The 15,161-nt window shown below is 30.1% G+C and carries 13 protein-coding genes; all 13 read right to left on the bottom strand.

The genetic code is table 11. The annotated features are described in order from the left end of the window. Positions 1-52: 52 nt before the first annotated feature. The 13 genes from E0F76_RS04400 to E0F76_RS04340 all read right to left on the bottom strand — a co-directional run bounded on the left by E0F76_RS04400 (position 53) and on the right by E0F76_RS04340 (position 15,096). The gene (locus E0F76_RS04400) at positions 53-781 is read right to left on the bottom strand and encodes an SDR family NAD(P)-dependent oxidoreductase (protein WP_132001922.1); all 729 of its coding nucleotides are present in this window, start codon (positions 779-781) and stop codon (positions 53-55) included. 26 nt (positions 782-807) lie between these two features. Continuing rightward, on the bottom strand, positions 808-1,038 hold the full coding sequence (locus tag E0F76_RS04395) for an acyl carrier protein (protein ID WP_132001919.1): 231 nt from the start codon (positions 1,036-1,038) through the stop codon (positions 808-810). 13 nt (positions 1,039-1,051) lie between these two features. Then, on the bottom strand, positions 1,052-2,056 hold the full coding sequence (locus tag E0F76_RS04390; protein ID WP_132001916.1) for a ketoacyl-ACP synthase III: 1,005 nt from the start codon (positions 2,054-2,056) through the stop codon (positions 1,052-1,054). Between the two features lies 1 nt (position 2,057). Continuing rightward, positions 2,058-2,660 carry a sugar transferase gene (locus E0F76_RS04385; protein WP_132001913.1) on the bottom strand — a complete coding sequence of 201 codons (603 nt, stop codon included), beginning with the start codon at positions 2,658-2,660 and terminating at the stop codon, positions 2,058-2,060. A 1-nt stretch (position 2,661) separates the two neighbouring features. Continuing rightward, positions 2,662-3,810 (bottom strand): glycosyltransferase family 4 protein, encoded by a 1,149-nt coding sequence (locus E0F76_RS04380; protein WP_181954031.1) that lies wholly within the window; start codon positions 3,808-3,810, stop codon positions 2,662-2,664. A 26-nt stretch (positions 3,811-3,836) separates the two neighbouring features. Further along, on the bottom strand, positions 3,837-5,000 hold the full coding sequence (locus E0F76_RS04375) for a hypothetical protein (protein ID WP_132001907.1): 1,164 nt from the start codon (positions 4,998-5,000) through the stop codon (positions 3,837-3,839). Positions 5,001-5,002: 2 nt separating this feature from the next. Next, positions 5,003-6,910 carry an asparagine synthase (glutamine-hydrolyzing) gene (gene asnB / locus E0F76_RS04370; protein WP_132001904.1) on the bottom strand — a complete coding sequence of 636 codons (1,908 nt, stop codon included), beginning with the start codon at positions 6,908-6,910 and terminating at the stop codon, positions 5,003-5,005. Positions 6,911-6,985: 75 nt separating this feature from the next. Continuing rightward, positions 6,986-8,047 carry a glycosyltransferase family 4 protein gene (locus tag E0F76_RS04365; protein ID WP_132001901.1) on the bottom strand — a complete coding sequence of 354 codons (1,062 nt, stop codon included), beginning with the start codon at positions 8,045-8,047 and terminating at the stop codon, positions 6,986-6,988. 9 nt (positions 8,048-8,056) lie between these two features. Beyond that, positions 8,057-8,884 (bottom strand): glycosyltransferase, encoded by an 828-nt coding sequence (locus E0F76_RS04360; RefSeq protein ID WP_132001898.1) that lies wholly within the window; start codon positions 8,882-8,884, stop codon positions 8,057-8,059. A 58-nt stretch (positions 8,885-8,942) separates the two neighbouring features. Continuing rightward, positions 8,943-10,184, bottom strand: a complete 1,242-nt coding sequence (locus E0F76_RS04355; protein WP_132001896.1) for an O-antigen polymerase — start codon at positions 10,182-10,184, stop codon at positions 8,943-8,945. Continuing rightward, on the bottom strand, positions 10,172-11,452 hold the full coding sequence (locus E0F76_RS04350; protein ID WP_132001893.1) for an oligosaccharide flippase family protein: 1,281 nt from the start codon (positions 11,450-11,452) through the stop codon (positions 10,172-10,174). The genes E0F76_RS04355 and E0F76_RS04350 overlap by 13 nt, the downstream gene beginning before the upstream one ends. A 94-nt stretch (positions 11,453-11,546) precedes the next feature. Further along, the gene (locus E0F76_RS04345; protein ID WP_132001891.1) at positions 11,547-12,608 is read right to left on the bottom strand and encodes a Wzz/FepE/Etk N-terminal domain-containing protein; all 1,062 of its coding nucleotides are present in this window, start codon (positions 12,606-12,608) and stop codon (positions 11,547-11,549) included. Between the two features lie 61 nt (positions 12,609-12,669). Continuing rightward, positions 12,670-15,096: an SLBB domain-containing protein gene (locus E0F76_RS04340; RefSeq protein ID WP_132001888.1), complete on the bottom strand. Its 2,427-nt coding sequence runs from the start codon at positions 15,094-15,096 to the stop codon at positions 12,670-12,672. Between the last annotated feature and the right edge of the window lie 65 nt (positions 15,097-15,161).

The following is a 15,161-nucleotide window of genomic DNA, read 5'->3' as shown; positions in this document are numbered from 1 at the left end:
AATTATTTTCAATTAAACTCCAAAAGAGTTCTAAAATTACTATATATATTATTTACTTAACAGAATAACCACCATCAATTATAAAGCTTTGCCCTGTAATCCATTTTGAATCTTTAGATATTAAAAAAAGAATCATCGGAACAATATCCTCTACTTCACCTAATCCTAAAGGATGCATGTCTGTAATTTGTTTTATGTTCCCCTCATCTAATTGTGCAAATAAATTTTGTGTCATTGGAGTATTAACTACACCTGGCAAAACGGCATTAACCCTAATTTTCCTTTTGGAAAATTCCAGTGCACTTGCTTTAACCATCCCTAAAACGGCTGCTTTAGAAGAACAATATCCAATTTTTCCAGGTTGCCCAAGAATCCCCATAACAGATGACATAAAAACAACACTCGAACCCTCGTTACTGTATTTCTTTTTTGTAAAATGTCTTAATAATTCTATTCCTGCAAAAACATTAATATCATAAATCTGTTTTATTTTATCAGGAGTATATAAAGTCAATGGTAGTGTCTCTTCAATTCCAGCACAATGTATCAACCCATCCAACTTATCTTTTGCTAACTCAAATTTAGAAAATAAATCTTCAATATCTTGAATGTTTTTAAAATCAAAAACATACTTTATTATATGATTTTTATTGTCCTCAATATAGGCATCGATTTTTGAAAAATCTCTTCCAATTGCAAAAACAGTATGTCCGTTTTCTACCAATTGCTTTAAAGTTTCAAAACCTATTCCCGAAGTAGCACCCGTTAAAATAATATTCATTATATACTATTAAATAAATAAAGCATTTAATTAAATTTTTCCATACCTATTCTGCTCATAAGAGAATCAATTGTAGTCATTTCTTTAATGTCATCTGGATTAAGAATTACATCAAATTCATTTGAAACAAATCCAATCAAAACCATAGTCACCATAGAATCCCACTCATCTAATTCTTTTAATTCTACAGAACCCTCAAGAGTAGCTTCTAATTCTAACTCTTCTTTTAATCGTAACAAAAAATCTTGTTTTATCATTGTTATATCCCTTTTATAATTTTCTATTTATTTTTATTAATCCTCCACACCATGATAAACCTACACCAAACCCAACAACCAGAATGTTTTCATTTTCATTTATAGATTGGCTATATTTTTTCAAAGCTATTGGGATTGTACAAGAAACTGTATTTCCTCCGTCTTCCATATCAATGAAAAAGGAATTGGATTCTATTTTTAATCTTTTACGCATAAAATTTAGCATAAAAGCATTCGCCTGATGAAACACAAATTGATCAATTTTATCTAATGCCATTGCGTTTTTTAATACAATTTCTTTAGTGAAATTTGGTATTACATTATTAGTAAAATCGAAAACTTCTGGACCATTCATATACAAATGATTGTCAGAATAAATGTTATCTGTTCCATACTCAATTTCTTCAACTTCAGCATTAAATGGTGATTTACTGCACCCATTTTTAACTATTAATTTATCATATCCAGCACCATCAGTTCCAAATAAAAATTCACCTATATATTCCTCTATGGAAAATGAAATTAAAGTAGCTGCTGCTGCATCGCCAAAAATAGCTCTATTGGAACGGTCTTTCGGATGTAAATATTTTGAATATGTTTCAGCGGTGACCAACAATATGTTTTTTGCTTGACCAGAATTTATCAATCCTTTTGCAAGACTAAGTCCATACGTAAAACCCGAACATCCAAGATTAAAATCCAAAGCACCAATATTTTTTTTTAACCCTAAATGGTTTTGCAAAATACAGGCTGTTGTCGGCAAAAAATACTCTGGGCTTTGAGTACAATATAAAACATAATCAATATCGTCCTTATTGATTTTCTTAAATAATTCATTGCACGCTTGCTTTGCTAAATCAAAAGCCGTTTCGTTTTCCTGAACCCAGTACCTGTTTTTTATCCCAACCTTTTCTTCAAATTTAGAAAAATCATATTCTGGGAATTGATTTGACAAATCTTCATTACTTATTTTTTGTTTCGGATATACATATTCTATCGCCGTTATTATAGCTCCCATTTTAATTCCCTTTAAAAGCTTCTGTTGTCACTTGTCCTATACTGTTTATCCCTTCTCGAACAAATACTTTATTTAGGGTCCATAAAAATATTTTTAAATCCATACCAAATGAAATGTGATCAACATACCAGACATCAAATTCAAACTTTTGTTGCCAACTAATCGCATTCCTTCCGTTCACTTGTGCCCAACCTGTTATGCCGGGTTTTACTTCATGACGTCGATTTTGTTTTTTATTATACAAAGGCAAGTATTCCGGCAATAATGGTCTTGGCCCTATCAAACTCATATCTCCTTTAATCACATTTATCAATTGAGGTATTTCATCCAAAGATGTTTTTCGCACAAATTTACCAATTTTCGTCAACCTTTTTTCATCTGATAATAAATTACCTTCACAATCTTTTTTCTCGTTCATGGTTTTGAACTTGATAATCTTAAAAATCTCACCATTCAATCCGGGACGCAGTTGAAAAAAAAACGGTTTCCCGTGATTGGCAATAAACAAACCTACTGTTGCAAAAATAAATATTGGGCTTAATAGCACTAAACCAATAGTGGCAAATATAGTATCAAATAATAATTTAAAAAAAATTTTATACACCTTATTCTAATTTATTATATTCCGATAAAATGGCTTTCCAAACTACCTCTTGTTGATAGCGTAAAACTATCATTGGCCTTGCATTACTCCTCATTTCATGAAGATTATTTGGACTTTCAAACATTTGAATCATTGCATTTAGCAACGCACTTTCGTTTTTTACTGGAATAATTAATCCGTTTTTCCCTGATTCAACAATTTCGTTGCAACCATTTATATTGGTAACAATACTAGCTAAGCCCATGGCTCCGGCTTGCATCACGACATTTGGAAAGCCTTCACGATAACTTGGAAATACTAAAACATTAGAAACCGCAAAATAGGGACGAACATCGTTTTGATGTCCTACGCTTATTATATTCGGATTCGAATTTATCTGATTAGAAGTTTCTGATTGCAACGGATCCAGTTCAACTTCCTTAGAACCCACCAAAAGTAATTTTACAGAAGGATGTAAAACCTCCATTTTTTGAAAAGCAGCTACCAATTCGTTAATCCCCTTATCCCCCACTAACCGACCTACGAAAATAAACACAAAATCATCTGAACTAATCCCTAGTTCGGATTTTAAATTAGCTTTATCTGTTGGAGAAAATAAATCAGGATTAAAAATGGTTGTATTGATTCCGTTTGAACTGCCATTACCAATCACTTTTAATTTTTCAGGTTTGCAAAATTTTTCTTGAATGATAATCTCTTTCAAACCAAAGGAATTGGGATAAATCATTGTGGCTGCAGCATAAGTCCATTTTTCAACTAGATCCAATAATTTACGTTTATTCCCAGTTGTTTCTAGTAATGGAAGTCCAGCGATGGTGTGAAGTCTATGGGGAACACCTGCCAACTTGGCCGCAATCATGCCCAAAGTTCCTGCTTTTGGAGTATGTGTATGCACTATAAATGGTTTTTCATTTTTAAAGAATCGATACAATCTCCAAACCGCAATTACATCTTGAATAGGAGTTATCTTTCGGGTCATTTCTATTGAAAAAACCGGAACTTCTTGCATTAATCCCACCTTTTCTAAATAAGGTGCATCTGAAGAAACTGCAATTACATCATAATACTGTTTCATATAACGCAATTGGTTCTCGAGAAGTTTTTCTAAAGAAATGGGAACCGTCGTTATCCTAATTATTTTTTTCCTCATCAACTACTTATAATTTAACCAATGTTTTATTTTTTGAAAAATGGAAAAATAATATGAATTTTATTTTTATCTACATTGTTACAATAAATTTGATGCAACGCATAAAATAAAAAGGGCATAATCATTAATCGCATTCGACTCGCTAACCCTAAATTATAAATATAAACTGAAATCAACAGTAGATTACAAATTGCTATTAGAAAAGCCATTTTAACTTCATTAGCCATCTTAATTTGTTTTCTCTTGGCAAATAATCCAAAACTGATTAAACTGACCATCAATAAAACAACACAGTTTTCTATTGAAATAAAATATTGATTGTCCGTTTTTGCATCATAAAATAAAGGCCGAAACAATAGCAACCCAACTCTTCCTATATAAGATAATTCAGATAAATCAATACCACTACCGCTGTGCAAAGCAAACCAATTAATTTCTTTCCATTTTTCTAAAATAGTTCCTAAAGTTAAATTATTAATTTTTTCAAAACTCGCAATTATTGAAATTGAAATACTTAAAATTCCCAAAGCTAAAATTGACATTTTTATTTTCAATTCCTTAGCCACATCTTTTTGAGTGAAAAAATAAATTATTACAGCCACAAAAACTGCCATAAAAATATGAAGTCGAAGCAACAGAAACAATAGTAGGGCAAAAATATGTAAAAAGTGAATCGAAGCTTTATTTTTAAATTCAAATAATAAGTAGGTCAAAATAAAAAAAACCAAAACATCTTTTCCTAGAAATCCTGACCAATAATGCAAAGAAGGCAGTAAAAAAAAGAACTGGCTTATGGGTATTCCATAAAAATGTAAATTATTTGTTTTTGACTTCCTCATTTCGCCAAATAACAACAAAAATGCTTGGTAACTTATGGTCGCAAACAGTAACGTTAGAACAAACAAATTCACTCCCGCTTTTACCAACGGATAAATTAAAAAAGTCATGAAAGTACTTCCTAGTCCAATTAATTCAACCCAAGAGTCGGCCTCAACCGCATTTTTATAAAAATTAAAGGCATCACATCCTGGAAAATCAATAGTATCTTGATAGGCGAAACACATTGATGTATAATGACCTATTAAAAGCACCAGTAAAAACACTTTTTGATTCGTACTACACTTTATAAAAGATAACTTAGTGGTGTAAAAAATAAAACCAATAATTAATAATGATAAAATTATGTTCATTATTAATTTAATGTAAGTTGATTTTGAAATGTTTTTTTATACCACAATTGAAAACAATAAAAAGTCCAAACTCTAAAAGTATTGTCAATTTTACTTTCTAGATGATTGTTCACAATTTTCGAAATCGTATCATAATCAAATAATTGTTGGTCTTCAATAAATTTTTTATCTATAAAAGACACTAATTCTTCTTTTAGAACGCCTCGCAACCAATCGCCAACAGGTACTCCAAAACCTTGTTTGGATTTGTTTAAAAAATCTTTTGGGAAATATTTTTTAAACGATTCCTTAAGCAAATGCTTTTTATCCCATCCGTTTATCAAATAATTTTCAGGTAAACTGCTGGTAAAATCCCATAATGTTTTATTGAGAAAAGGCGCTCTGCATTCTAATGAAGTCAACATTGCCGCTCGGTCTACTTTTACCAATAAATCACCCTCTAGACTTAATAATCGATCTATATTTCTAAAATCCGTCAGTGATTTATTTTTTGAACCAATCTTCTTTTTATAATAATCCAATGGATTTGGCATATAATTAGGACTTGTAAAAATCTCTTTTAGTTCGTTTTCCAAAAAAGCAAGTGAAACTATATCATAATAAAAATCACCTTCATAATTCACCGCTTTCATGAAGCGTTTGGCTTTAAATAACAATCCTCTTTGATCCTCTTTTGAATGCCAAACCGTATTTAAAATATGTTCTGAAAAATTATGTATGGATTGGGGCATGAATTGGGTATAATTTCTATTTAATCGACCCATATAATATTTGTTGTAGCCTCCATAAACCTCATCTCCACCATCACCTGTAAGTGCAACGGTAACAAATTCTTTGGTTTTACTGGCAACTAAATAAGTAGGCAAAGCCGATGAATCTGCAAAAGGCTCATCGAAATTAAGAATTATTTTCTCAATATTTTCTGCTAAATCGGTTTCAGTTAAAATAAACTCGTGATGATTACTGTTGATTAACTTAGCAACTGCACGTGATTTATCCGTTTCATCGAAAGTTTTTTTATCAAAGCCTACAGAAAAAGTTTCTATTTTCCTTTCGGATTGTTGCGCCAAACATAATGAAACAATTGAAGAATCAACACCTCCAGATAGAAATGTACCAATAGGCACATCGGAAACGGAGCGACTATCGATACTTTGATAAACTAAATCATGATTGACTTTTATAGCTTCTTCCTTAGTTAATTTTGCCTTTTCAATCGCATTGTTCGAATTAATTTCTTTTATTTCAAATTTCAAAGTGGCACAATCTAATGCTAAATAATGATTCGCTTCCAGTTTTGAAATGGATTCGTAAATCGTGAATGGAGCAGGTATATAATTCAACTGAAAATACACATTTAAACCTTGTTTTGAAATTTCGGGTTTCTCAGCTAAGACTTTCAACATGGATTTTAACTCAGAACACCAATAAAAACTGTTGTTATTTAGGGTATAATACAATGGTTTTTCTCCAAAAAAATCACGGGCAATAAATACTTTATTTACTGTTTTATCATAAATACTAAAGGCAAACATACCGTCGAGCATGGCAAATGATTGTACTCCGTATTTTTCATACAAAGCTAATATCACTTCGGTATCGGAACTTGTTTTGAAATTATATTGGGATAAATGATCGCTTTTTAATTTCTTATAATTGTAAATTTCTCCATTAAAAACAATTACCTTTTGATTATCCGAAGAAAAAATGGGCTGTTTCCCTGTTTTTAAATCAATAATTGACAATCGTCGCATGGCCATTCCAATGGAAAAATCCAAATCATTTTCAACGAAAAACCCATCCTGATCGGGACCTCGATGCACTATTTCCTGATTCATAGCGTCAAGAATACCATTTATAGATTTTGTTTCTAATGATATTTGGGATACAAATCCGTTTATTCCGCACATACTTTCATAATTTTTATTTTCCGAAGCTCAATTTAAAACTATAGTATTGAAGCTATTAACACAAAAAAGCTTTTATTAATTTGATTTTAATTTTTTAAAAACTTCAATATACCGTTCATAATTACTTTCAATGGTATAATATTTTAAAAAATCATTGTAATTGGCTAAACCAACTTCTCTGTAATACGACTGATTTTCGTATACTTTTTCAAAAGCATCCATCCACTCTTGATTAGAAGTGGCGTGAAGATTTTTTTTGTTTCTATTAATTTTCAAATTGGCTTCAAGTGGGGAAGAAATTGTAGGCAAGCTACACCCCATATATTGCACTAATTTAAATCCGCATTTCCCCTGATTGAAAGCTGTGTTTTCTAAAGGCATTATCCCTACATCAAATCTTTTTATTTGGTCGATTTCAGTCTTGGCATCCCATTTTATAAAATGTACATTTAAATGTTGCAACTTACTAGATAGCTGCTCGTCAAATCCAATTAAATTCAATTGAAATTCAAATTTCGAACTTAATTTTTCAAATACAGGCAGTAGCGATAAGACATTGACACTCGTTGTTTTTGATCCAATCCATCCAATTGTAAAAACATTATTTACCTTTTTTTCAAATAACTGATGGTATATTGTACTGCTAACGGAAGTTGGAATTTCAACACAATTGGTATTCAATTCACTAATGTACTGTGTCAAATAAGGACTTCCACTTATTACATAACTAGCGTTTTTTATAACTGAATCAATTTTATTGGAAAGCATTAATCGAATAAACCCATTTTTAGAAGTATTGTAATGGTGAAAAATAGCATCATCATAATCCACAATGTATTTAACCTTTAAAAGCTTAAATAACTTTTCGAATAACGCTGGAAAATAAGGGAACAATTCGTATTCAACATAAATAATATCGTAGTTGAAAACATTAAGTAAACTAAGTTTTCTACGTAGATAACAATACAAAGTATAAACGATTTTAGCACCTAGATTGTTAGTAAAGTATCTAGATCCAAAAAAAGGCATTACATCAACCTGAATTCCAGCTTTTTCAAAGGAATCGATGTACTGATACACCCGATACCTGCTGCTAGGTCCTAATTCATTGTATTTTGTGAAAAATAAAATTTTCATTTCTAAATTTTATATATAAAATAATCCATGCCAAATCCCTTTACAAATCATTTTAAATTTCTCAGCTCTAAACTTCTCAAAAAAGAGAATAATAAAAATAGTTTTAAAGAAGGATCCTATATCTCTCAAAATAAAGATAGGAAATGAGAAAAAATAGTTTTTATATATATAAACTTTATTTCTAGCGTAATAAAACCTTCGAAAAGGGGAATGGTTTGTGCAAATAAATGGAATATTAAAAATATATTCAATACGACTATCGCCCAACTGATGGCATAAAACACTCTTCTGTGATTGCAAAATTTTATACCCGCTTTTTTGAAGTCGTAAACAAAGTTCAAAATCTACATAGTCGATGAATAATTTAATATTAAATCCTCCAATTGATTTTAAGTGTCTTACACTACATAAACAACCTGAAGTAATTGCTACAAAAATTTCTTCATAAATCTGAGCAACAGAATTAAAATTGTTGCTATTCATATCTTTTAAGCTTGGACAAACTATAGCAATTGATTCTTCGTTGAAACCTGTAATCAAATAGGACACCGTATTTTTTTCAAAATAGGAATCTTGATCCATGGTTAAAATATAATCAAATCTATTTTGATGCGCATAATTGAGACCAATATTTAAACCCTCTGCAATGCCCAGATTTCTTTCATTATTGACAACTTTGATTTTATTATTTTCAAAAGACAACAACTCAATTTTATTAATAGAATTATTATCAATAATAAGAATCTCATCGGCAATATCAATAAAGGAGGAGATGTTCTTATTTAATAAAATTATGTCCGGATTGTAAGTAATTATTATCCCTAGAATTTTTTTCATCTTATCGTTGCGCTATTTTAAATTCAATTAATATAACACAATAAGTGTATTGAAGTAATCATGACTTCTCTTTATTTAGAATCCCAACTTTTATATAATACTTGCCAAATAGGACTATCATAAATATGTAAATCCAAGTAGGCAATAAGGAGAAATATTGTTCTTGAAAAAAAGACATAAACAGTGGATACAACATAATGGCGTATATTATCGAAGGAGCAAATTTACGTTCTCTAATCGCTTTTAGATAAAAGTACGTATGAACAAGCCCAAAAATAAATAGAAGAAATATCATATATATAAATCCGAAATCTTGAAAATAGATTTTATATATAGTATACACGTTAGTATCAAAGGGTATTGAAACATATTGATCTACTAAATCCCCAGGTTTCGATTCAATAAATCCAAACTTATACAAAAAAGAGAAAACGAAACGAAACGAATTTTCTCCAACTGTATTCACATAATGAGAATGAAGAAAAGCGTCAAATGCACTTAGACTTCCAATAAAATAAATCACAAAACTTTCAACAATTCCTGAAATATTTTCTTGTAGATTATTTTCTGTAGAACCTCCTTTATTCAATAAAATACCGATTGTTGAAAACAAAACTAATATCCCTGAAATTCCATAATAAATATACTTTTTTTTAAATTTTTGAAATACAATTAATAAACCATAAATTAAACTAATATAAAATATAAAAAAAGTTCTTCCTGTTGAAAAAACACAAAACAATAACAAGACTATCGCCGATAGTATAAATTTTAATTTATTATTTCTTAAACTGAAATACTGATATCCTTGCACAAAAAAACTTACAAATGAAATTATAATACCATATTTTGAAAAACCTATGTCCTGTTCTTGTACAAATGAATTTCGTAATCCTGCGAATAAGCTATCAAAAATCATATATTCGACGGCTAATTTATAACTGCTAATTAGAAAAAAAGGCAAGAAAATTAAAGAAATAATTATTAAAACTACATCAAATTTATTTTTAATTCTAAAATCAATATCCTCTGGTTTTATAAATACGTCATTGTTTGACTTCAATTTAACGGCTAAACCTCCAAAGGTAAACATGACTACTCCAAGAGTATAGATAAATAATGCTTTAAATGATAACACAAAAATGGTTACCAAATCGAAAGTCACACATATAAAATGACAAAATATAACACCAAACCACAACAAACTAAATAAAAATGGTGGATAGCCAGACTTTTTATTTAAGTAATAATTAAATAATACATTGAGTCCTATAATGAACAAAAAAACTATGTACCACATACTTTCCTTTTACTTTTAAAACTAATTGCAATTACAATTAAAATCAAATAAACCAATGCACTCAAAAAAGTGGAATATGCTGCAAAAACAATTCCGTATTTAGGAATAAATATAAAATTGAGTACCAAATTAATTACTAAGGCTATGATACTGAATAAAAGCATTTTTTTTGTTTTAAACTCAAATTCTAATGGCTTGTGCACTAACATTGCCAATTGCCATACAAATGCTCCAATTATTATTGGAAAAACTAAATTAACATTTTGATTGTCAATACGAATACCAACTATGTTCTGGATAAAAAATATTTTTAAAAAATAGGCGAAAACTAATATTATTGTGATAATTAATACTTCAAAAGCTATCAGTTTTTTCAAAAACTGTATAGCTCCTTTTTTGTCTCCTGAATTGTATTTTTTAGACATAATTGGAAATCCTGCAACTAAAATTGGAGCATAAATAAGTGAAATTCCTTTATATAATAAATCATAAATTGCAGAATAGGTACCTAAATCTTTCTCTGTAAGATAATACCCAATAATATATCTGTCAGAAACATTTAATATCGATGATATAGTAAACCACAAGGCTAATGGCCAACCGTATTGAAACAAATACTTATTTTCTTTAAAAAGTATTTGAACATAATGCATGCTACATTTATTTAAAAATAATTGCATGGATGTCTTTAAAAATTTAAATTCTATTTTAAGTAGAAAAAAAAAACTTGCTAAATAGCTTATAAAAAAGCTTACTATTAATTTTAGTATTGTATAACGCTGATATAAAACAAAATTTAAAATCAAAACCATCGAAACAAATACAATAATTCTAATAAAATCAAAATAAAAAGATTTTCGAGCATTAAATTTCGATTGGTAAAAGACAACTGATAGCGCTACTAAACTACCTAAAAACATTGTAGCAGTTCCTATGAGCGAAATAAAAAGGCTCAATCCCATAAGCAATAACACTGCAAAGCAAAAAAAACTTATTGGAATAAATGCTATCAAATACAACTGAAAGACTGTAAACTTAAATCGAGTACTATAATCATTGAATCGTAATACACATTGATTTAACCAACCTCCACCAAATGATATGAGGACCAAAATTACATTTTGAACTAAAGAAAAAGTACCATAATTTTGAATTCCATAATATTTTACGATTAAAGGTATCGTGATAAAACTTATTAAACCACTAGTAATAAGACCTATAAAATAAATAGAAAAATTATTTAAAAATAACCGGTTTGACTTAAACATTTAAAAAATATAAATTACTGCCAATAAAGACAATGAAAGAGCACAGAATATTAAAAGGTTTATAAACTTGGCAATAGTTTTATTTAAATACTTTTTACAAAAACAGTTTTTTAAACATTAAGATAATAGCTAATAAAAGACCTGCTAGGAAACCACCAGACACAAGACCTTTCAACTTACCCAATTTTTCTACTTCCAAAGGCAAAATAGGACTGTCAATAATTTGAATTAATGGCGTTTCTCTTCTTATAGTTACTTTAGCTAATTCTGTTTGTTTAACTAATTCTGTTAGAATAGCTGTATTAGCCTGTACATCTACTTGTTTTCTTGCAGAAGGTACTCGACGGATATTAATCGAGGGATTCAAATTAAAAACATTATCATTAGCCGCTGCTACTCCAGTGATAGCATGGTTCAATTCTCCCCGAATGGAATCAGTTTGCCTTTCTAAAATAGCCATATTCATTCTAGCTTTTTTACTTTTAGTCATAATATAAAATTCACTTACTTCATCAGCTAAAGCTTCACAAAAATATTTAGCAAATAATTCATTATTAGATGACATATCAATGTTGATAATCGAAATCTTTTTATCCTTTTGAGAAACCGACAAACTATTTTTTGTTATGATTTTATACATCACTCCTAGTATACTGTCTTGAGTTCTGGTAAACAAACTCCGATTGGCATTAGGTGAAAATTGAATTTTTGCCAATTTTGGTTTTTTATTCCAAGCTTCACGCCATTTTGCATTTTGAATGAACATTTCGGCCAGAGAAATAATTTTCCCCTCCACTTTTACGGGACTTAAAAAAGTTTTCTCAACCATGGAACGTGACATAAACAACTCATTCAAGTTCGCACCTGAAAAAACATTACCACCACCCCCACCTAAATCTAATCCAAAAGAACTAGCTAAACCTAGAACACTACCAATTCCACCACTAGATTTTTCATCTTCAACAACAAATGTTAATGTCGCTGTATAAATTGGCTTGTTAATTATAGAGTATCCTAATCCTATTAGTGCTCCAATTACAACTACAATTATTATTAAAATCTTATGAGAATAAAAATAGCGATACCAATCTATCACTTTATCTATGAGTATTTTTATCGTAATATTATCATTAGACGCCTGCTCGTTACTTATCATACTGTTCAATTTTTCCAATTAATCCAAAATCTGAAATTATATTAAAATGCAATACTTAAAATCACGGTTTAAATGCAGTTACAATCAACAGCGCAATGCTGGTGATCACACTACCAATACTAACCCATTCTCCTGTACTCATTTTTCGAGTTTCTGGCTTTTCTGGCACTACAATCTGTGATCCAGGTAATACCTTTGGATAGGACCGGATAAAAAAGAAAGAGCTAGAAACTGCCGCTTTACCATTTGGATAAATAATATAGGTTTTTTTCTTCCATCCTTTTGCATTAGTACCTCCTACAGCATCTAAATAGTAACCAAAACCTTTTCCTTTACTATATGGAATCTCAGATGTTAACAATACATTACCTATTACTTTTACACTTTCATTATAAACCGAAACTTCTATTTCATCTCCAGGAAATAAGGTGACATTCGTATTGTCATTAGGATCTTTCAAAATCTTTCTCCATTCCACTGGAATGGTTGAATATTTCAAATCTTCTTTTAGCTTTTTCGTCAACTTTTTTTGAATACTATCTTTCTTACCTAAATTCAAATCCACATTTTCCAAATCTTCAATTTGTTTGGCTTGAATAGGTCGTTTTATTTTTACTCCGTCTAAATTGGCTACTGCTGTAAGTCCACCAGCTCTTTGTATAATATCATATATTTTTTCTTTTTTACTGGCCAAAACATATTTCCCACTATATTGTACGGCTCCTGATATACTCACCATTTCCGGTTTATTATACACTGGCATTTTACGTATATTAATTGCATCAAAAGGTTTTAATACAAAAACATTTAATTGTTCATTATTTTCTGGCGTTATTTCAAGGGTAAACAATTCTACTCTTTCTGGATTGGAGTCATCAATTATTTTTGATTTTCTCATACGGGCGATTTCTACTCTATTCGAAGCAGCCCCAGACAATCCACCAGCTTGAACTATTAAATCATTCAATGTAAGATTATCGTGATAGTCATATTCACCAGGGTTTTTAACTTCCCCATCAATTGTTATTTTATATATTTCTTTAAAATCTAATATAGAATAAACGGTTACAATATCTTCTCTTTTTAAACTAATGTCAGCATTTAAATCCCCCGCTAATACTTTATCCAAATTTACATGGGTCACTTCGGTAGTCAGATCAGAATTTAAACGAATTATTGTGGCTCTATTGGTATAGGCATCTTCTTTTAACCCCTCTGCCTGTTTTATTAAATCCGAAACCCTCATACCGTCATAATAAGAATAGATATTGGGTCTAAAAACAGCTCCTTCAATTTTAATGCGATTTTCGAAACGATTTAAAATTTTGGAAACCCGATATACGTCTCCAGCAAGTGGCTTGTATATCCCATATTCGGACGTTTGAATGTCTTTTACTTTAAATTCCTTATTGGTTTTTTGCAAAATATTCACAGAAGCCGTATAAGCAAAATCATTAAATCCTGAAGCAAATGTCAATAAATCTTTAAAGGTTTCTCCTGCTTTCATCTCAAAAATGCCGGGACGTCTTACTTCACCTTCAATAGTAACCCTATGCGTATAGGCCGGAATTCGGATCACATCATTGTCTTTCAAACCTACATTATCGGATTGATTACCATTCACCAAAAACTTATAAATATCTATGTTTTTGTACACTTTGTTATTACGCAAGAGTTCGATATTTCTGTAACTTCCATTTTCCCCTGGACCTCCTCCTAAAAACAAAGCGTTGTACACTGTGGCCAATGATGAAACCGAATAGTTTCCTGGTTGTTTAGATCCAATTAGTGTTATTTTAATTGTTCGAATGCCACTCAAACTTACTTCAACTTGAGACTGACCTGATCTTACAGTACTGTAAACACTTGCCAAAGCTGCTTTAATTTTTTGGGTAGCTGCCTCAATTGTCATCCCTGAAACAGGAATTTGGCCTACATATTGTATATCGACCTTACCTTCAACAGTTATTGGAATAGTCGCATTAAATTCCTGAACTCCATAAACACTTACCTGTATTTCATCTCCAGGCCCCAAAACATAATTTACTGGAGTAGCTAAATTTAAATTAGGTTCAAAATTAAGCGTTGGATTATCAAATAATTCCGATCCAAAAACTAAGGCATTTACTGTGTCTTTAATTTTCTTGTTGACAATTTTTTCTTGCTTTCGTGCTGTTTCCCTAGCATCTATTTTTTGATTATCCTTTGTGGAGGTAACATTCATAGTGGTTTGTTGACCCCCTAATCGTATCTTTAATTTGTCGAACTCAGTTTCCGACATTCCTTTGGCTAATGCCATAGGTTTTACTTGATCAATAGTGGCATTGTTACTTTGTAATTGTAATTTAATTTTTGCTATATCACTATCTGATAAATAATCTACTTTTAGTGTGCTTAAATCCGTACTTTTTAATAAGTCTTGCGCCTGTATTATACCCGATTGAAAAAAGACTAACAACAATAAAATGACAGTAAAAATTTTTCTCATAATGCAATAATATATAATATTTTGTAAATGTAAACGAAAAAATAAAGGTTGAAAAATTTATTAAA

Source organism: Flavobacterium cellulosilyticum, from assembly GCF_004349355.1.
Lineage (GTDB): Bacteria > Bacteroidota > Bacteroidia > Flavobacteriales > Flavobacteriaceae > Flavobacterium > Flavobacterium cellulosilyticum.
Note: the sequence above shows the minus strand (reverse complement) of the source record. Positions and strands in the feature narration are given on the sequence as shown.